Below are 15,042 nucleotides of genomic sequence, written 5' to 3'. Positions count from 1 at the left end.
AGGCAATATGTGCCCAAAGGTACTGATTTAAGGCGTGTTACAGAAGAGAGAATACACTTCGCAATGAGACGAATAAATAATCGTCCAAGGAAGTGTTTAGGGTTCAAGCAACCAGCCGTAGTGTTTAAAGAAATGTGCTTAGTTACTTGAAGTGAAAAGTGTCGCACTTCGGACTTGAATTCAGGCCTTACTTGCTAATCGTTGTTTAAAAAGAGCCTCTGAAATAGATAGACGAGATCCTACTGTCCCTGTTTGATCAATATCTCGGACACTGGATATATCAACCGGTGTAAATGGGTTGATGGCTTGTACAAAGAGCCACTGAAGGCCTTCTGCATTCGCAGCCATGTAGTAATGTCTTGTCGAGTTAGAAAAGCTGTTATTTGCAAAAATTAACGACGCAACATGTTGTCCGAACAAATCAGCAACACAAGCAAATAGACAGTAACGAAGCGCCCTTCTACTAATAGGCCTTTGTAATTGCCCCATTTCTCGAATTTCTCTACAGGCACGATTAAGAAACTCTTTAGCTTGTTTTTCATCGCTGAGAGCTAGCCATGTCTCGACTGTGCATTGATCAGAATCAAGCGCTAAACCAGACATGATTTGAATAAAAAGGTCAGGGATGGGCAACGCTAACCATTGATGATGATTATTTAACCAAGGCAAGTTTTCTTCTGTAGGATTAAAGCGGTTTTGGACATCAAGTTCTTTACGCCAGTAAACGTGTGCCTGAAAATCAACCACGCCATACACAGCTTCATCACTCATTAGTGACTCTACTTCAGTCGTTAAATTAGTAACATGCAGCCCCAAAATTTCATGCTCTTTCAACGCAGTGAGCATAGCTAATGACGCTAATACAGATGATGGTGTACTAGGCGTTACACTCAACCATTTTTGAACACTGTGTATTTCTAGTAATGACAAACGTACTGGACATAAAAGCAGACCAAACTGCTCTCTGGTTTCAATAATTTGATTACGAAATAAATCTCGCTGTGCAGCACGAACTGGAAATACAGAGCTTTCATCTAATTCAATGTGCTGGCTCTCTTCGGGCTCCTCTATCGTTAATTCATTACCAGAAAAGGGTATTGGCTGCGTTTGAATCTGTGGCTTATGACGCCGTTTTCTTCGTGGTGGGATTATTTCAACACGAGCACCACCTTTTAACTGAGTAAAAATCGACCAGCCATGCTGTACTTCTTTTAAATAAGAATTAGATAATGAATTATTTTTAAAGTTAATATGAACTATGTATTCAACAGTTTCAATAAAGCTTAAGTCATTTGGAACCTCAAGCAACTGTTCAGGAGGTTTCGTAATTAACCGCCTTATATTACAAGCGACCTCCATGATTGTTGAAGATGAGTTGGTAGCATTTCTATTGGAAAATAAGGCAATAAAAACAGACATCTGTAAAAAACAGATAACTCTTTTACTATCCGAATGTATATGATCTATTTTTAGGGCAGACAAAGAAGAAACTGAATAAACAACAAGTCTATTCCTTGTGTTTTCGATAAGTATACGCGTGTCATATCCATCGACAGGCTCCATCCCAATATGACTTTGTAAAAAGGAAAGTGAAAACATTAGGTCGTTAGAAATATCTGTTTCATTGATTATTTCCAGATATTTTCGGATGGCTGGCTCTCGACAGATATTTGGAACCCTATCTGGCCAATTAGATATAAAATCGTCAAAATTAAACACTAAGCTCAGCCTGCTTATACTCGGACTCTGAGTATGAAATCAAACTAAACTTTCTTCCAACACTTTCCTTTACTAAAAAATTAAAATCCTGACTACCAGATAAAAACTCACTCGAATAACTTTCGTAAAATAATTTGAAATCTTCTGGACTTAGAATGATATTCTTTAATCTTTCATTGTCAGTCACTGCTGTTAACTGATGTAAGTCAAAATCTATAGATTTAACTCTATAGCCATTTAGCGCTATTGGTTTATTATCAATCTTTAAAATTGGCTTAGGTGGCTCAGAAATAAAGTCTATTTTAATTGCATCACGCCCTTCAACCTCAACTGTAAACTCTTCACCTTCAGATAGGCTGTAGAGAATTTTTGCTGACTCATAGGAGTCTTGAACACAATTTTCACCAGCACCTTCATATGCAGCGTTATCCAGCATTTGATTTTGCTTTTTTAAATTGATTGCATTTTCTTGGTTAATTTTGAAATATTTATAAACCTCATCTCTAACTATTTGCTTTATACAACCAAATAGGTCGTCATCCATGTCATCAAATCGATAAAGAATTTCAAAGTACTGATCTGGCCTTATACTAAGGGTAAACCGGTCACTTTCAAGCTTAAAACCAGCCCCCTTTTTCTCCATCTTTCTCAGCTCAGTACTATTAGAAATTTTAGTAATACAGCTAAAGAGCTTACCCGATGAATTTGTATCTTTGTTACCAGCAGTCCCTATTGCCGAAATAAAGACTGTTCCTGATTTTTCATCAACAGAAATGCCCTTGATTTTAAGATTCACCTTACAGACCACTTCACCCAAGTTCATTTCAGACATGCAGACCTCATCTATTAAAGTACAAAAATCAATCAGTTGACTTTTCGATACTAACAGATGAAACACAGAAGAAAAGAGTTCAATTAAAATGAAACGTCACCATATGACGTAAAAGGTAGGTTTTATAAAATCCCGAAATAGGTCATGAGTTACGCTGAAGCTATCTAATGAAAGTGGATTGTTTACACGAAGCTCTTTCGCTATCTTATTCTAATTCATACCTATTTGATTTAAGGTATAAATCTGGCATTTCAGTAATTGTACATTTAAGTCACTACATTTAAACTTCCTAAAATTCTAAAAATTGGAACAGAGGTCTATAGAGTACATGTATGACTAATAAATCAACAAACCAGCGCCGACTTACCCCCTCCATGCCTTGGTTATTAGCTTTTGAAGCATCTGCAAGAAACCTTAGCTTTACGTTAGCAGCCAAAGAGCTTTCTCTCACACAAAGCGTTGTAAGCAGGCACATACACTCATTGGAAGATTTACTGGAAGTTGAATTATTTGACCGAAACGGAAAACAATTACAATTGAATGATGCGGGTGCAATGTACATGCGAGAAGTGAGCAGTGGACTTCAACGAATACGCAATGCGTCACAAAATTTAAATACCTATAAGACTACAGCAACATCAATTAACCTTGCCTGCTTACCAACCTTCGCTGCAAAATGGTTAATGCCACGTTTGGCTGATTTCTATATTGAGCACCCCAACATTCTTGTTCACATACATGCAAAAGTACGCCAATTTAATATGGAATTAGAAGGAATAGACTCTGCTATAAGTGGTGGTGGTCGAGCTTGGCCAGGAATGACATCCTACCACCTAGTCAAGGATTATTTAGTACCAGTAGTCAGCCCTGCACTACTCGAAAGGATACCTTTTAACACACCATCTGATGCCGGATTACACACGCTTTTACAAGTATCAACAAGGCCTGATGATTGGTTTCAATGGTTTGCAGTCCATGACCTTTCAACAACTAATATTCGTCTTGGACCTCAATTCGAAATGACTTCCCATGTACTCCAAGCCGCATCCGCTGGAATTGGAATTGCGTTGGTACCCTCTTGTCTCGTTGAAGATGAAATTGCAAACGGGTCACTCGTTATACCTTTCACCCCATTAAAAGTAGACGCACTAAAATATGACTTCTCTCTACATATAACTCCTCATCAAGACCAGTCTCCTACTGTCTCAGCTTTGCGGGAGTGGCTTCTAAAAATGTCTACCCAATAACCAGAAGCGACCCTGAACCGATAAATAACATCACAGGCTACTTGATCGTCTAAGATCTCTCGAATCCCTATCCAGAACAGCACTGTTCTGTACTGGCCAAGTAAAACTATTAACGACTAGCAGAGCTTTGGTATAAAAGCAGTACGGTAGGTCCGCCAGCACCTTCAGGAGCCGTCCAGTTGATATTCTGTGAAGGGTTCTTAATATCGCACGCTTTACAGTGTAAACAGTTCTGCGAGTTAATCTGAAAAAACGCACCAGATCCTCCTTCATTAACCTCATACACTCCCGCGGGACAATAGCGTTGAGCAGGCTCTGCGAAAATAGGTAGGTTGCGCACTATTGGAAGACTTGAGTCCTTCAATTTAAGATGACAGGGCTGACCTTCTTCGTGATTAGTGTTTGAGATAAATACTGAGGACAGTTTATCGAAACTGAGCTTGCCATCTGGCTTGGGATAGTTAATTTTCGTGCACTGATCCGCAGGCTTCAGCTGAGAATAATCCTGCTTGTTATCATGCAGCGTTATTGGCAATTTACCACCAAATAGATTCTGATCGACAAAATTAAAAGCGCCTCCGAGAATCGGCCCGAATTTATGCATCGATGGTCCAAAATTACGGGATCGAAATAGTTCATCATAAGCCCAGCTCGCCTAAAATTTGTTACTGAAGTTATTCAGTTCAGAACCGCCTTCATTACCCTCAGTAATGGCTTCAAACACAGCTTCACCAGCCAACATGCCCGATTTCATGGCGGTATGGGTTCCTTTTATCTTACTAAAATTACGAGTGCCTGCATTGCAACCGATCAATAACCACATCAAACCCCATGGATTCACGCATGGGGAAACCTCGTTTACTAATAATGAGCGCGTGACTATACACGATGATCCATATGAGAAAGGATCACCGTCAGCCGCGTTTAATTTTACAGAGTATAATTAGAAGTTTTGGACTCGGTTTTAGAGCTTCGCTTCCAGTTCAGGTAGAATCTCAAACAGATCGCCTACCAAACCATAATCAGCCACTTGGAAGATTGGCGCTTCTTCATCCTTATTGATCGCCACAATCACCTTAGATTCTTTCATCCCCGCTAAATGCTGGATCGCACCAGAAATCCCCACGGCAATATATAACTCCGGTGCCACAATTTTTCCGGTCTGACCAACCTGCAGATCGTTGCTTACAAAACCAGCATCTACAGCAGCACGAGAAGCACCAACCGCAGCCCCAAGTTTGTCGGCAACCTTTTCAAGCAAATTAAAACTCTCGGCAGAGCCCATGCCCCGTCCGCCAGAAATCACGGTGTTTGCGACCGCCAACTCTGGACGATCTGATTTAAGTAACGCTTCACTAACGAAACGCGAGACTCCCATATCGAAGACAACATTTACAACGTCAATGCTGGCATTACCACCTTCAGCTTCAACCTTATCAAACGCTGAAGCTCGAACAGTGATAACCTTAACCGCATCATGGGAATGAACCGTTGCGATGGCATTACCAGCGTAGATCGGGCGCTTAAAAGTATCTTCTGATTCAACACCAACGATCTCTGTAAGTTGCCCGACATCAAGTAAGGCTGCAACACGTGGCATTGCATCCTTAATGGTACTGCTCGCTGCGGCTATAATATGGCTATAGTCAGCAGCCAGCTCAACAATCAAGGCACTTAGACTTTCCGCCAACCCTTTTTCATACACTGCGCTATCAGCCAACAACACCTTGCTAAGACCCATAACCTTGACAGCGTCATTAGCAACACTCTGGCAACTACTGCCTGCGACCAGCATTGTAATTTCGCCACCAATTTGACGAGCAGCAGTCACTGCACTTAAGGTCACTGGATTGAGTTTGTTATTGTCGTGTTCAGCAATTAGTAAAATACTCATCCCAATTTCCTTAAAATAATCTTGGCTTCGTTTTTCAGCTTATCAATTAGCGCATCAACACTATCAACCTTAATGCCCACTTGGCGTTGAGGTGGTGTTTCTACTTTTAATTGAGAAATATGCTTCTTAAGATGAACGTTCAAGTCTGCTGGCGTTTTCACCTCCATTGGTTTTCGCTTGGCTTTCATGATGTCTGGTAATTTGGCGTAACGTGGTTCATTTAGTCGCAAGTCTGTAGTAACAACAGCGGGCAGAGTTAATGATAAAGTCCGTAGTCCACCATCCACTTCGCGAGTCACTAATGCCTTGCCATCTTCAATCTTTACCTCCGAAGCAAAAGTACCTTGAGGCCAGCCGGTCAAAGCGGCTAGCATCTGACCGACTTGGTTATTATCAGAGTCGATAGATTGCTTGCCTAGGATTACCAATCCAGGCTCCTCCGCTTCCACGATCTTAGTGAGGAGTTTAGCCACGTTTAGTGGCTCTGGCTGCATCTCCGTTTCGATATGTATGGCACGATCCGCACCAAGTGCCATGGCAGTACGCAGCTGCTCTTGAACAGCATTAGGACCGATTGACACCACCACGATTTCAGAAGCCACACCCGCTTCTTTTAGACGGATTGCTTCTTCAACCGCAATTTCGCAAAAAGGATTTAGAGACATTTTAACATTAGTCAAATCCACATCTGAGTTATCAGTCTTTACGCGTACTTTAACGTTGTAATCAATAACGCGCTTGACGCTAACAATGATTTTCATAAAAATATCTCGACATTCTTATTTGAGTGAATTAGCGTTTACCTTAGAATCATTAACATTCAAAAATCTAAATTTGAAATCATTATAAGTTAGTTTTATCCGGTAAAACTTTTCCACGATTCAATAAACCTTTCGGATCCATTACTTCTTTTAGCTTCATCATCAACGCTATTTCACCAGGGTTTCTAGAAATATTTAAATGATTTTTCTTCTTTATACCTATCCCGTGCTCTGCTGAAATAGATCCACCAATGGCTTGTAGTGGCTTATAAACTAAGTCCTCAATGATAATCCGCATTTCCTCATTAACTTCTCCTGTAGAAATTGAGACGTGCAAATTACCATCACCTAAATGTCCAAATACAACCACTTTGGCATCTGGCCAGATATCTCTCACTGAAACTTCTAATGCATTAACATAGGTATTCATGTCTACAATCGATAAACTAATATCAAAAACAAAACGTGGAGCGATTAACTCTGAAAGCCCTTCTATATCTTCTCGAATAGCCCAAAGACGATCACGCTGTGCATCCGAGCTTGCTATTACAGCATCGCTTAAAAGTTCTTTTTCAAAAGCCGATGTAATCGCTTGCTCAAATCGTTGTGCTGTCTCTGCTTGGTCATTACCCAAACTCTCTATCAACACATAAAAAGGAGAACTTGTATCGAGAGGGGGATTATGACGACCGCTTTCTTCCGTCAATAATGCATAATAACTGCGCCACATCACTTCAAATGCGCCGAGCTCTCCCCCTAAGGTTTGTCTCATGTGCTGCAGTAATCCAATGAGATTTTCAAAGCTGTCGCAAGCAACTAGAGCCGTTTGTGACGCAGACTGCTGTGGTTGTAATTTGAGAACCGCACGGGTAACGATTCCAAGCGTTCCTTCACTCCCGATAAACATATGTTTTAAATCATAACCAGCGTTATTTTTAAGCATATTATTCATTGAACTGACCACTGAACCGTCAGCCAGTACCACTTCAAGACCCAGCACTTGATCACGCATCATGCCGTAGCGGATAACTCTTATACCGCCCGCATTCGTCGCAATATTGCCACCGATAGTACAAGATCCACGAGCACCCAAATCCAACGCGAACTGCATCCCGATTTGCTCCGCAGCTTCTTGAACAACTTGGAGTGGCGCCCCAGCCTGGACAGTCAAAGTACCGCCCACAGGATCAACCGATTCAATTTCAGTCATACGCTCAAGCGAGATAACTAAATCATTCGATGCGGCTACAGCGCCGCGCACCAAGCCCGTCAAACCACCATGTGTCACGACTGGCTGATCCGCTTCGTAACACAAAGCCATGACTTGTGATAACTGACCGACACTAACTGGCCTAACAAGCGCTAACGCCAAACACGGCTCTCTTGTAATCCAATCTGCTGATCGTGCACGGACATCCTCACCTCGCAGAATATTTTTCTCACCTACTACTCTTTCTATGGCACCCAATAAAGTATCCATATAAATCCTCAATCTTATAATAAATGTGAATATAAAAATCTTTATAAACAGGCAAGAATAATCCTTACCAGAGAAGGAAATTAATTATTGAATTTTTGAATTGATTTTTTAAATCAGAACAATAACTTTCTATTTATTCCTATAAGAAAGCCATCGCTTAAAAGAAAACAAGATTGACCCTAGTGTAAGGGTGATAAAAAACCAAGTAATCGGCCCCCTAAAGAAAATGGACATATCATAATTTCCAATTAACAATGATCTGCGAAGATTATCTTCGAACATAGGCCCCAATATGAATCCTATTAAAAAAGGCGCTGATGCAATCCCTGTTTTATTGAATATATAGCCCAGAACACCAAACCCCATCATTAACCAAATATCAAATGTATTATTATTAACGGCATAAGCGCCATAGACACAAAACATAACAATGATTGGGAATAAAATTTCCTTTGGAACATCTGCAATTTTTGAGAAATACTTTATGGCACCAAGCCCAACAACTAATAAAAACAAGGAGCTAACCATGATTCCTAAGAAGAGTGCATAGATGATTGAGAGGTTATTTTGGAACATTAAAGGACCTGGTGTCAGTCCATGAATCATGAACGCCCCTAGAATAATCGCCGTCACTACATCTCCAGGAATCCCAAGAGAAAGCAAAGGAATCATGGTAGCTCCTGCTACACCATTATTTCCTGCTTCAGCGGCTGCAACGCCCTCTATTTCACCTTTACCAAAATTTTCTCTATTTGGAGATTTTCTTCGTGCCTCACTGTAAGAAATAAAGGCTGCTGCAGTCGCACCACTACCTGGAATAGCACCAATGATGACTCCAATGAAACTGCCTCGAACAATTGTTTTAATGCATCTTTTGAACTCACTCCAAGAAATCTCTTTACCACTTGCATTTATAACGGTTTTTGATACAACTTTTCGTTGGTAAAAATCAATCACTTCAGGGATAGCAAATAGACCAATTAGCAACGGAACGAACGAGATTCCATCCATCAAATTGTAGTCATTAAAAGTGAGCCTTTGAGATCCATAAACAGGATCTAAACCTACTAAAGAAATCATGAGACCTAATGCAGCCGCTAAAAAGCCTTTGAGAACGGAAGACCCTGATAAAGACACGATGATGGTAAGGGAAAAACAGATAAGCCAAAAGAATTCCGGAGCACCAAAATTTAAAGCTATTTTCGCAAGGTACGCCGCAAAAAATATCAATGAAATATTAGATATGAAATCGGCTATCACTGAAGAGTATAGAGACATTTTTAGCGCTTTTTTCGCCTCACCATTCTGTGCCATAGGATACCCATCCAGTAGCGTACAAGCGGAAGCTGGTGTGCCTGGTGTACGGATCAATATTGCTGTTATAGACCCGCCATACATACCACCTTTATATATCCCTACTAGTAGCAGTATCGCTGAAACAGGCGCCATAGAGAATGTAAAAGGCAACGCTAACGCAACAGCCATGGTTGTTGTAAGCCCAGGGATAGCACCAATTACTACACCTAAGAAAACACCGATGGCAATTGCAATGAAGTTATCCCATACAAAAAAAAGTGATAAGACTTCTGAAAAATTTTCCATAAAATAATCCTAAATATACTCAAGAATCTTATTTAATAAGGCATTTCAGGTAATGGCACACCTAAAACCTTGGTAAATAATAAAGTGATAACAACAGGAATAATAAATGCGAGGCTGTATACCCATTTTTTTTGAATTGGATGAGCAACAAAAAGTATAAGAGTGGCTAGGGCACCACTAAATATAGCGCCAATTAACTCAAAAAAAGACAAATATACGACTAATGCTAGAGCCATTAACAAAAATCGTAAAATGGGGCCTTGCTGAGAACCTGCAGATTCCTTATGTCCTTTATCATTACGAAATAAGCCTTGGACTATGAGTAAAATCGATATTAAAAAAATCAACCACCCCATGTAACGAGGTAGCCAGCTTGGAGACATCATAGGATTTTGAACTATTGCCGGCTCAGTAACATAATGAGGGATAAGATAAAACAGTAATAGACAAGCGAAGACCAGCATCACAATGCCGACCAAGACTGTAGAAATATCAGCGGATGATTGCTTAGATCCTTTGAACATTTTAAGTACCTTATTAAGCTTACTAGTATTTAGAGAGGTAGGAAAAAACTACCTCTCTAATTCGGCAGCTATATTAGCTCTGACGAACACCCGCTTCTTCAGCAACCATCTTCCAACGGATAACTTCTGATGAGATAAACGACTTGAACTCCTCTCCAGAGAGAGGGCTTGCCTCAGCGCCCATCTTATCGATGAATGCATTAAACTCTTCACTTTCTTTCACACGTTGCAATGCAGCTTGTAAAACTTCAACACCTTCATCTGGGAAAGCATTTCCAGCAATTACTCCATTCCATACCGTTGTAACAAATCCACTTAAATCATAACCTTCAGTTTCTATAACCGTTGGCACATTAGGCAATGCTTTGAAACGAGTTTTAGAAGTAACGGCAAGGGCTTTCAAACCACCAGACTGAATATAAGGAAGAACAGTAGAGGCGTTCTCAAATGAGACATCAACATCACCACTTAAAAGAGCAGGAAGTGCGGCACCACTGCCAGGGAATGGAACCGCAGTGAGTTTTGTTTTAGTTAGTGTTTTAAATAACTCCCCAGACATATGTACGGAGCTACCTACTCCAGGATGACTGAAGGTCATAGGCTTCGATTTAGCCGCTGCAATAAATTCTGCAACAGTGTTATATGGACTGCTAGAAGGCACAACCATAATATTCGGAGCATCAAGCAACTTCGTTATAAATTTGAAATCGCTGACAGCGTTATAAGGAAGATTAGGATAGATGGAAGCACCAATCACATGTCCAGGTGATGCCATCAAAATGGTGTGATCAGCATTACGGCCACCTCGAGCAAGTCGCCCCGTCGCTACCGTTGAGCCAGCACCAGGTCGATTCTCTACAATGACGTTTACGTCAAGTTCTTTTTGTAGTAAATGCGCCACTTCACGAGATAATATATCCGTATTGCCACCCGCAGAATACGGCACTACTAAGTGAATATCCTTCGTTGGCCAATCGGCATAGACAGAGCTTGACCCCATAACAAGACTAGAAGTAACAAGGGAAATTGCGATAACAGTATTCTTAATATTCATTTTTTTGCCTCTTTTATTTTTATTTCGGCTTGGGTTTCGTTTATGCATTCGCATATTCAGTATTTAAATATCGAATAGTTTCTAATTCCGGTATTATTTTTTAAAGCATCAAAATAACAAAACCTTCGACACACATACTCTTTTAAAAAAAAGCATAAGACAACATCAAAATATGAACGCCTATCATGCAATTAATGAATGCATAATTTATTTCAAACTAAAATCTACTTTTTAAAAATCAACCATAGAAAAACAAAAAAAACCAACAAAAACAGCGAATAGAGTTCTAAAAACATAAAACCTGCTAACGATAGAGATCGTTGATTCCAACAAGTCACTTCAAAAATTAATACATATTTCGTATTAATAAAGTGTTTATTTTCACATCTCCCATGCAATTTTAGAATGATGTTATGCATATAAATCGCTTTATATCATGAGTCCATCTACACCAAACTTATTCACATTAAAGATTTACTTAAACACAATAGCCCGAAGATTGAAAAATCCAATTGAATATTTCCGAAAGGTTTTAACCATGCAACCAAAGAATAAGAATTTTGTGAACCCCTCTGAAATCCGTGCACAGTTTTCTAAGCACATGTCTGATATGTACCGGAAAGAGGTGCCTCTTTATGGCGACCTACTTTCCTTAGTAGAAGACACAAATCAAGAAGTACTAGAGAAATCAACAAACACTAAAGCTCATTTAGAACGAACTGGCGAGATGAAGCGCTTATCGATGGAACGTCATGGCGCCATTCGTGTAGGCACACCATCTGAACTTTCAACAATTCGTCGTCTTTTTGCCGTCATGGGAATGGAACCAGTTGGATACTACGATTTAACACCCTCTGGCGTACCAGTGCATTCCACCGCGTTTCGCGCGGTACATGAGGAAGACTTACAAATAAGTCCTTTTCGAGTTTTTACATCGCTACTTAGACTCGAATTGATAGATAATCCAGAGACACGACAACTCGCAAAAGACACACTCGCTAAAAGACAGATATTCACTCCGAGAGTATTAGAACTAATCGAACAGTGTGCACACGACGGTGGACTGAGCCAAGCTGATGCATGGACTTTCATTCATGAAGCCTTAGAAACGTTTCGCTGGCACACGAGCGCAACCGTCACAAGTGATGAATATAAAAGGCTACATAATCAACACAGGCTGATTGCAGATGTGGTTGCCTTCAAGGGGCCTCACATAAACCACTTGACCCCTCGCACGCTAGATATCGACCAAGTTCAAGCTCAAATGCCAGCTCGAAACATTACACCGAAAGCAGTTGTAGAAGGTCCACCACGTCGCAATTGCCCTATTTTACTGCGCCAAACTAGCTTCAAAGCTTTACAAGAAAAAGTAACATTCAGTAACCAAAGTAGTGAAGCAGGCAGTCACACTGCTCGCTTCGGGGAAATTGAACAACGTGGTGCTGCTTTAACTCCAAAAGGCAGAGCACTATATGACGAACTACTGAACGCTAGCCGGTCTGAATTGAAAGAATTTCCTAATGAGAAAAACGCAGAACATTACACAGAAATATTAGCAAAAAATTTCTCTAAGTTCCCTGATACTTACAAAGAAATGAACGATCAAGATCTAGCCTACTTCCGCTATTTTGTAACGGATAAAGGCTATGAAGCATTGAACAATACGACGTTACCAACCAACTTAAAGGATCTAATTAACGCTGGTTTCATCGAGTACGAGTCACTAGTATATGAAGATTTCCTACCTGTTAGTGCTGCTGGAATCTTTCAGTCAAACCTCGGAGATAATGCTCAAGCACAATACAAAATTTCATCTAATCAAACAGATTTTCAAAATTCTCTTGGAACAGAAGTACTTGATGAACTAGACCTTTATGCTGATACGCAAAAGCGCTCAATAGTAAAATGCGGTGAAATACTCAATCTTTCACTATTTACAGCTTAATATAATAGAGTGAGGTGAGGTGAGGTCAAATCAAAACTAACTAATTGAAATGTATTTATAATACATTTCAATTAGTTAGGCTGCTCCCGCTAAATAATCAAGAATCAAACATGGTCAGACTTAAAAACTTAACGTGAATAACCTGTACCTCCCAGTGTTGCTGGCGTTATTACATCTAAAAAATACAAGACGGCTAAGCAGCATTCAAATCAGGTTGTATAATTATCAGACAACCTACATCTGTTTCCATTGATCATGAGGTTTTAAATCCTATCATTTGAGAAAAAATATATCTTATTCTACCCAAGAATCTCCTATGCTGAAGAATTCAAAATCCCCCTAGCATGCTCATGTATTTTTTCACGCCACTCCATAGGTTCTATTACATTAATCTGTGAACCATGACTTAAAACCCACATAAACGTTTGCTGATCATTAGGAACAGTAACAATTAAGTCATACAAGTGAGAATGATCTGATGATATCAACTCTTGATTAAGGCTTAGAGGTGTCTCCAGCAGCGTCTGAGCCAATTCCTTCTTGACGGTAGCTCTAAGTTGAATATCATCACTCAACGGCTCAGACATCCTCACACCAAACCCACCTGAAGAAATGTGATCCTGGATATTGAAGCTAGGTACAGGGCGATAGGCTTGTTTGGATTTTGTTGCCTTCAAAAATCTATGTAATGCAAAGTGCGCTATATCCTGATAATCATTTGCTGACCCAACTAGATAACTCACACTATGACGAATAATCATCCCATAAGGGTGGATGACGTAGCTCTTCGATTCATCCTCACCGCGTTTATTATAAACGACATCTAATGCATAGCCTTCAAGTAAAGCAAGGGAGAGATTCCACCAAATCCCATCATCAACTTTTGCAGGAACTAAGTATTTACCATTTGGCAATGAGGTAACATGGTTGGCCCAGTCGACAAGACTATTTTGCTTTAAGCCATCTAAGTAGTTTTGGGCGGCTTCAAAATATTGATTAAGCTGCTCCGTGGCAATTTTTGGGAGTAAACCTGAAACCTGATCCCGAGCAAGAACCCACGCCAAAGCCGCAGGCGTATCCATGGACTCAAAGTTGATAGGACTATTACCTTTAAAACTCCATCTGTACATAGGTTTTGATGTATCACGATTTAAACCAAATTGCTTAGTTAACGCTTTAAGATCTCTCTGAATAGTGCGATCTGGGACACTAAAGCCTTTCCCCTCTAACACCGTTTGTATCGTTGCAGTCGATATAGCACGCTCTGGGGTATCAGGAATAGCTCTTAAGATCTCTATTTGACGAAATAATGCGTTGTAATTAGTGCCCACTCCTTGCCCCTCTGATTAAGAGTAAAAACCATACACGAGTACTCAATACGAGGACACTCACTCAAATACGATAAACAAAAAAATGACTTATTATTGGCACTCTGGTCACATTGGAGTTTTAACTACGACAGAGCTGACCAATACCCCCTAACAAGTAATTTCTTTATTAGTCAGTGAGTTACACTGATAAAGAAAAATACACTTTAGATACATTAAAGTAACTTAGCAACCAATGTGGTCACAGAATAATTGTGACCATGTACATCATGGTTTTTTTTCTAAACCAAAACAAGCGAAGGTCAAAAAACACTTAAAAAATAAGTAAAATGGTTATTTAATGAGAAATACAGAAAAGCGGAATATTAAGAATGGTCACATGGTGGTCACAGATTCGCCACATGGAAAATTAAAGTGATATTTTGATTTATTTGAGATATATGAAAATAGAATATTAGACAAGAATGAAAACTTAGAAACTCAATAGAATCAGTGATTTACAGGAGCAAAACACTTTCAAATATAATTTATCGAGTGGTGGGTGTGGAGAGGTTCGAACTCCCGACATTCGCCTTGTAAGGGCGACGCTCTCCCAACTGAGCTACACACCCGCATTAAGCTAAACCCTACTAACCAATAACTTATTGCTTAAATAA

11 protein-coding genes, 1 tRNA gene and 2 pseudogenes are annotated in these 15,042 nt (G+C 39.9%); 3 read left to right on the top strand and 11 right to left on the bottom strand.

The genetic code is table 11. The features are described from left to right. Positions 1-150: pseudogene (locus E0D70_RS17665) on the top strand (IS30 family transposase); the annotation flags it as partial. Positions 151-180: 30 nt separating this feature from the next. On the opposite strand, the gene E0D70_RS17235 reads toward E0D70_RS17665, so the two are convergent. Both E0D70_RS17235 and E0D70_RS17230 read right to left on the bottom strand, forming a co-directional pair. After that, on the bottom strand, positions 181-1,719 hold the full coding sequence (locus E0D70_RS17235; protein ID WP_133013506.1) for a hypothetical protein: 1,539 nt from the start codon (positions 1,717-1,719) through the stop codon (positions 181-183). Next, positions 1,712-2,551, bottom strand: a complete 840-nt coding sequence (locus E0D70_RS17230) for a hypothetical protein (protein WP_133013505.1) — start codon at positions 2,549-2,551, stop codon at positions 1,712-1,714. Before E0D70_RS17230 ends, E0D70_RS17235 begins: the two co-directional genes overlap by 8 nt. Before the next feature lie 332 nt (positions 2,552-2,883). Between E0D70_RS17230 and E0D70_RS17225 the strand changes: the two genes are divergently transcribed. Beyond that, a complete protein-coding gene (locus tag E0D70_RS17225) occupies positions 2,884-3,798 on the top strand; it encodes a LysR substrate-binding domain-containing protein (RefSeq protein WP_133013504.1) in 915 nt (304 codons plus the stop codon). A gap of 109 nt (positions 3,799-3,907) precedes the next feature. Here E0D70_RS17225 and E0D70_RS17220 read toward each other — a convergent pair. The 7 genes and pseudogenes from E0D70_RS17220 to E0D70_RS17190 all read right to left on the bottom strand — a co-directional run. After that, positions 3,908-4,615, bottom strand: a pseudogene (locus E0D70_RS17220) (electron transfer flavoprotein-ubiquinone oxidoreductase); the annotation flags it as partial. A 147-nt stretch (positions 4,616-4,762) separates the two neighbouring features. Next, positions 4,763-5,692 carry an electron transfer flavoprotein subunit alpha/FixB family protein gene (locus E0D70_RS17215; protein WP_133013503.1) on the bottom strand — a complete coding sequence of 310 codons (930 nt, stop codon included), beginning with the start codon at positions 5,690-5,692 and terminating at the stop codon, positions 4,763-4,765. Beyond that, the gene (locus tag E0D70_RS17210; protein ID WP_133013502.1) at positions 5,689-6,453 is read right to left on the bottom strand and encodes an electron transfer flavoprotein subunit beta/FixA family protein; all 765 of its coding nucleotides are present in this window, start codon (positions 6,451-6,453) and stop codon (positions 5,689-5,691) included. Before E0D70_RS17210 ends, E0D70_RS17215 begins: the two co-directional genes overlap by 4 nt. An 82-nt stretch (positions 6,454-6,535) precedes the next feature. Then, complete coding sequence (locus tag E0D70_RS17205) at positions 6,536-7,933, bottom strand: FAD-binding oxidoreductase (RefSeq protein ID WP_133013501.1); 1,398 nt, start codon at positions 7,931-7,933, stop codon at positions 6,536-6,538. Between the two features lie 129 nt (positions 7,934-8,062). Next, the gene (locus tag E0D70_RS17200) at positions 8,063-9,535 is read right to left on the bottom strand and encodes a tripartite tricarboxylate transporter permease (protein ID WP_133013500.1); all 1,473 of its coding nucleotides are present in this window, start codon (positions 9,533-9,535) and stop codon (positions 8,063-8,065) included. A 32-nt stretch (positions 9,536-9,567) separates the two neighbouring features. Next, on the bottom strand, positions 9,568-10,059 hold the full coding sequence (locus tag E0D70_RS17195) for a tripartite tricarboxylate transporter TctB family protein (protein WP_133013499.1): 492 nt from the start codon (positions 10,057-10,059) through the stop codon (positions 9,568-9,570). Between the two features lie 73 nt (positions 10,060-10,132). Further along, positions 10,133-11,113 carry a Bug family tripartite tricarboxylate transporter substrate binding protein gene (locus tag E0D70_RS17190; RefSeq protein ID WP_133013498.1) on the bottom strand — a complete coding sequence of 327 codons (981 nt, stop codon included), beginning with the start codon at positions 11,111-11,113 and terminating at the stop codon, positions 10,133-10,135. A gap of 538 nt (positions 11,114-11,651) precedes the next feature. Between E0D70_RS17190 and hglS the strand changes: the two genes are divergently transcribed. Then, complete coding sequence (gene hglS, locus E0D70_RS17185) at positions 11,652-13,058, top strand: 2-oxoadipate dioxygenase/decarboxylase HglS (RefSeq protein ID WP_133013497.1); 1,407 nt, start codon at positions 11,652-11,654, stop codon at positions 13,056-13,058. Between the two features lie 314 nt (positions 13,059-13,372). Here hglS and E0D70_RS17180 read toward each other — a convergent pair whose 3' ends face one another. Together E0D70_RS17180 and E0D70_RS17175 are read right to left on the bottom strand one after the other, a co-directional pair. After that, entirely contained in the window at positions 13,373-14,389 is a 1,017-nt protein-coding gene (locus E0D70_RS17180) for a helix-turn-helix transcriptional regulator (RefSeq protein WP_133013496.1), read from the bottom strand. A 532-nt stretch (positions 14,390-14,921) separates the two neighbouring features. Continuing rightward, a tRNA-Val gene (locus tag E0D70_RS17175) sits at positions 14,922-14,997 on the bottom strand. Positions 14,998-15,042 lie beyond the last annotated feature (45 nt).

Source organism: Marinomonas flavescens (genome assembly GCF_004352835.1).
Lineage (GTDB): Bacteria > Pseudomonadota > Gammaproteobacteria > Pseudomonadales > Marinomonadaceae > Marinomonas > Marinomonas flavescens.
Note: the sequence above shows the minus strand (reverse complement) of the source record. Positions and strands in the feature narration are given on the sequence as shown.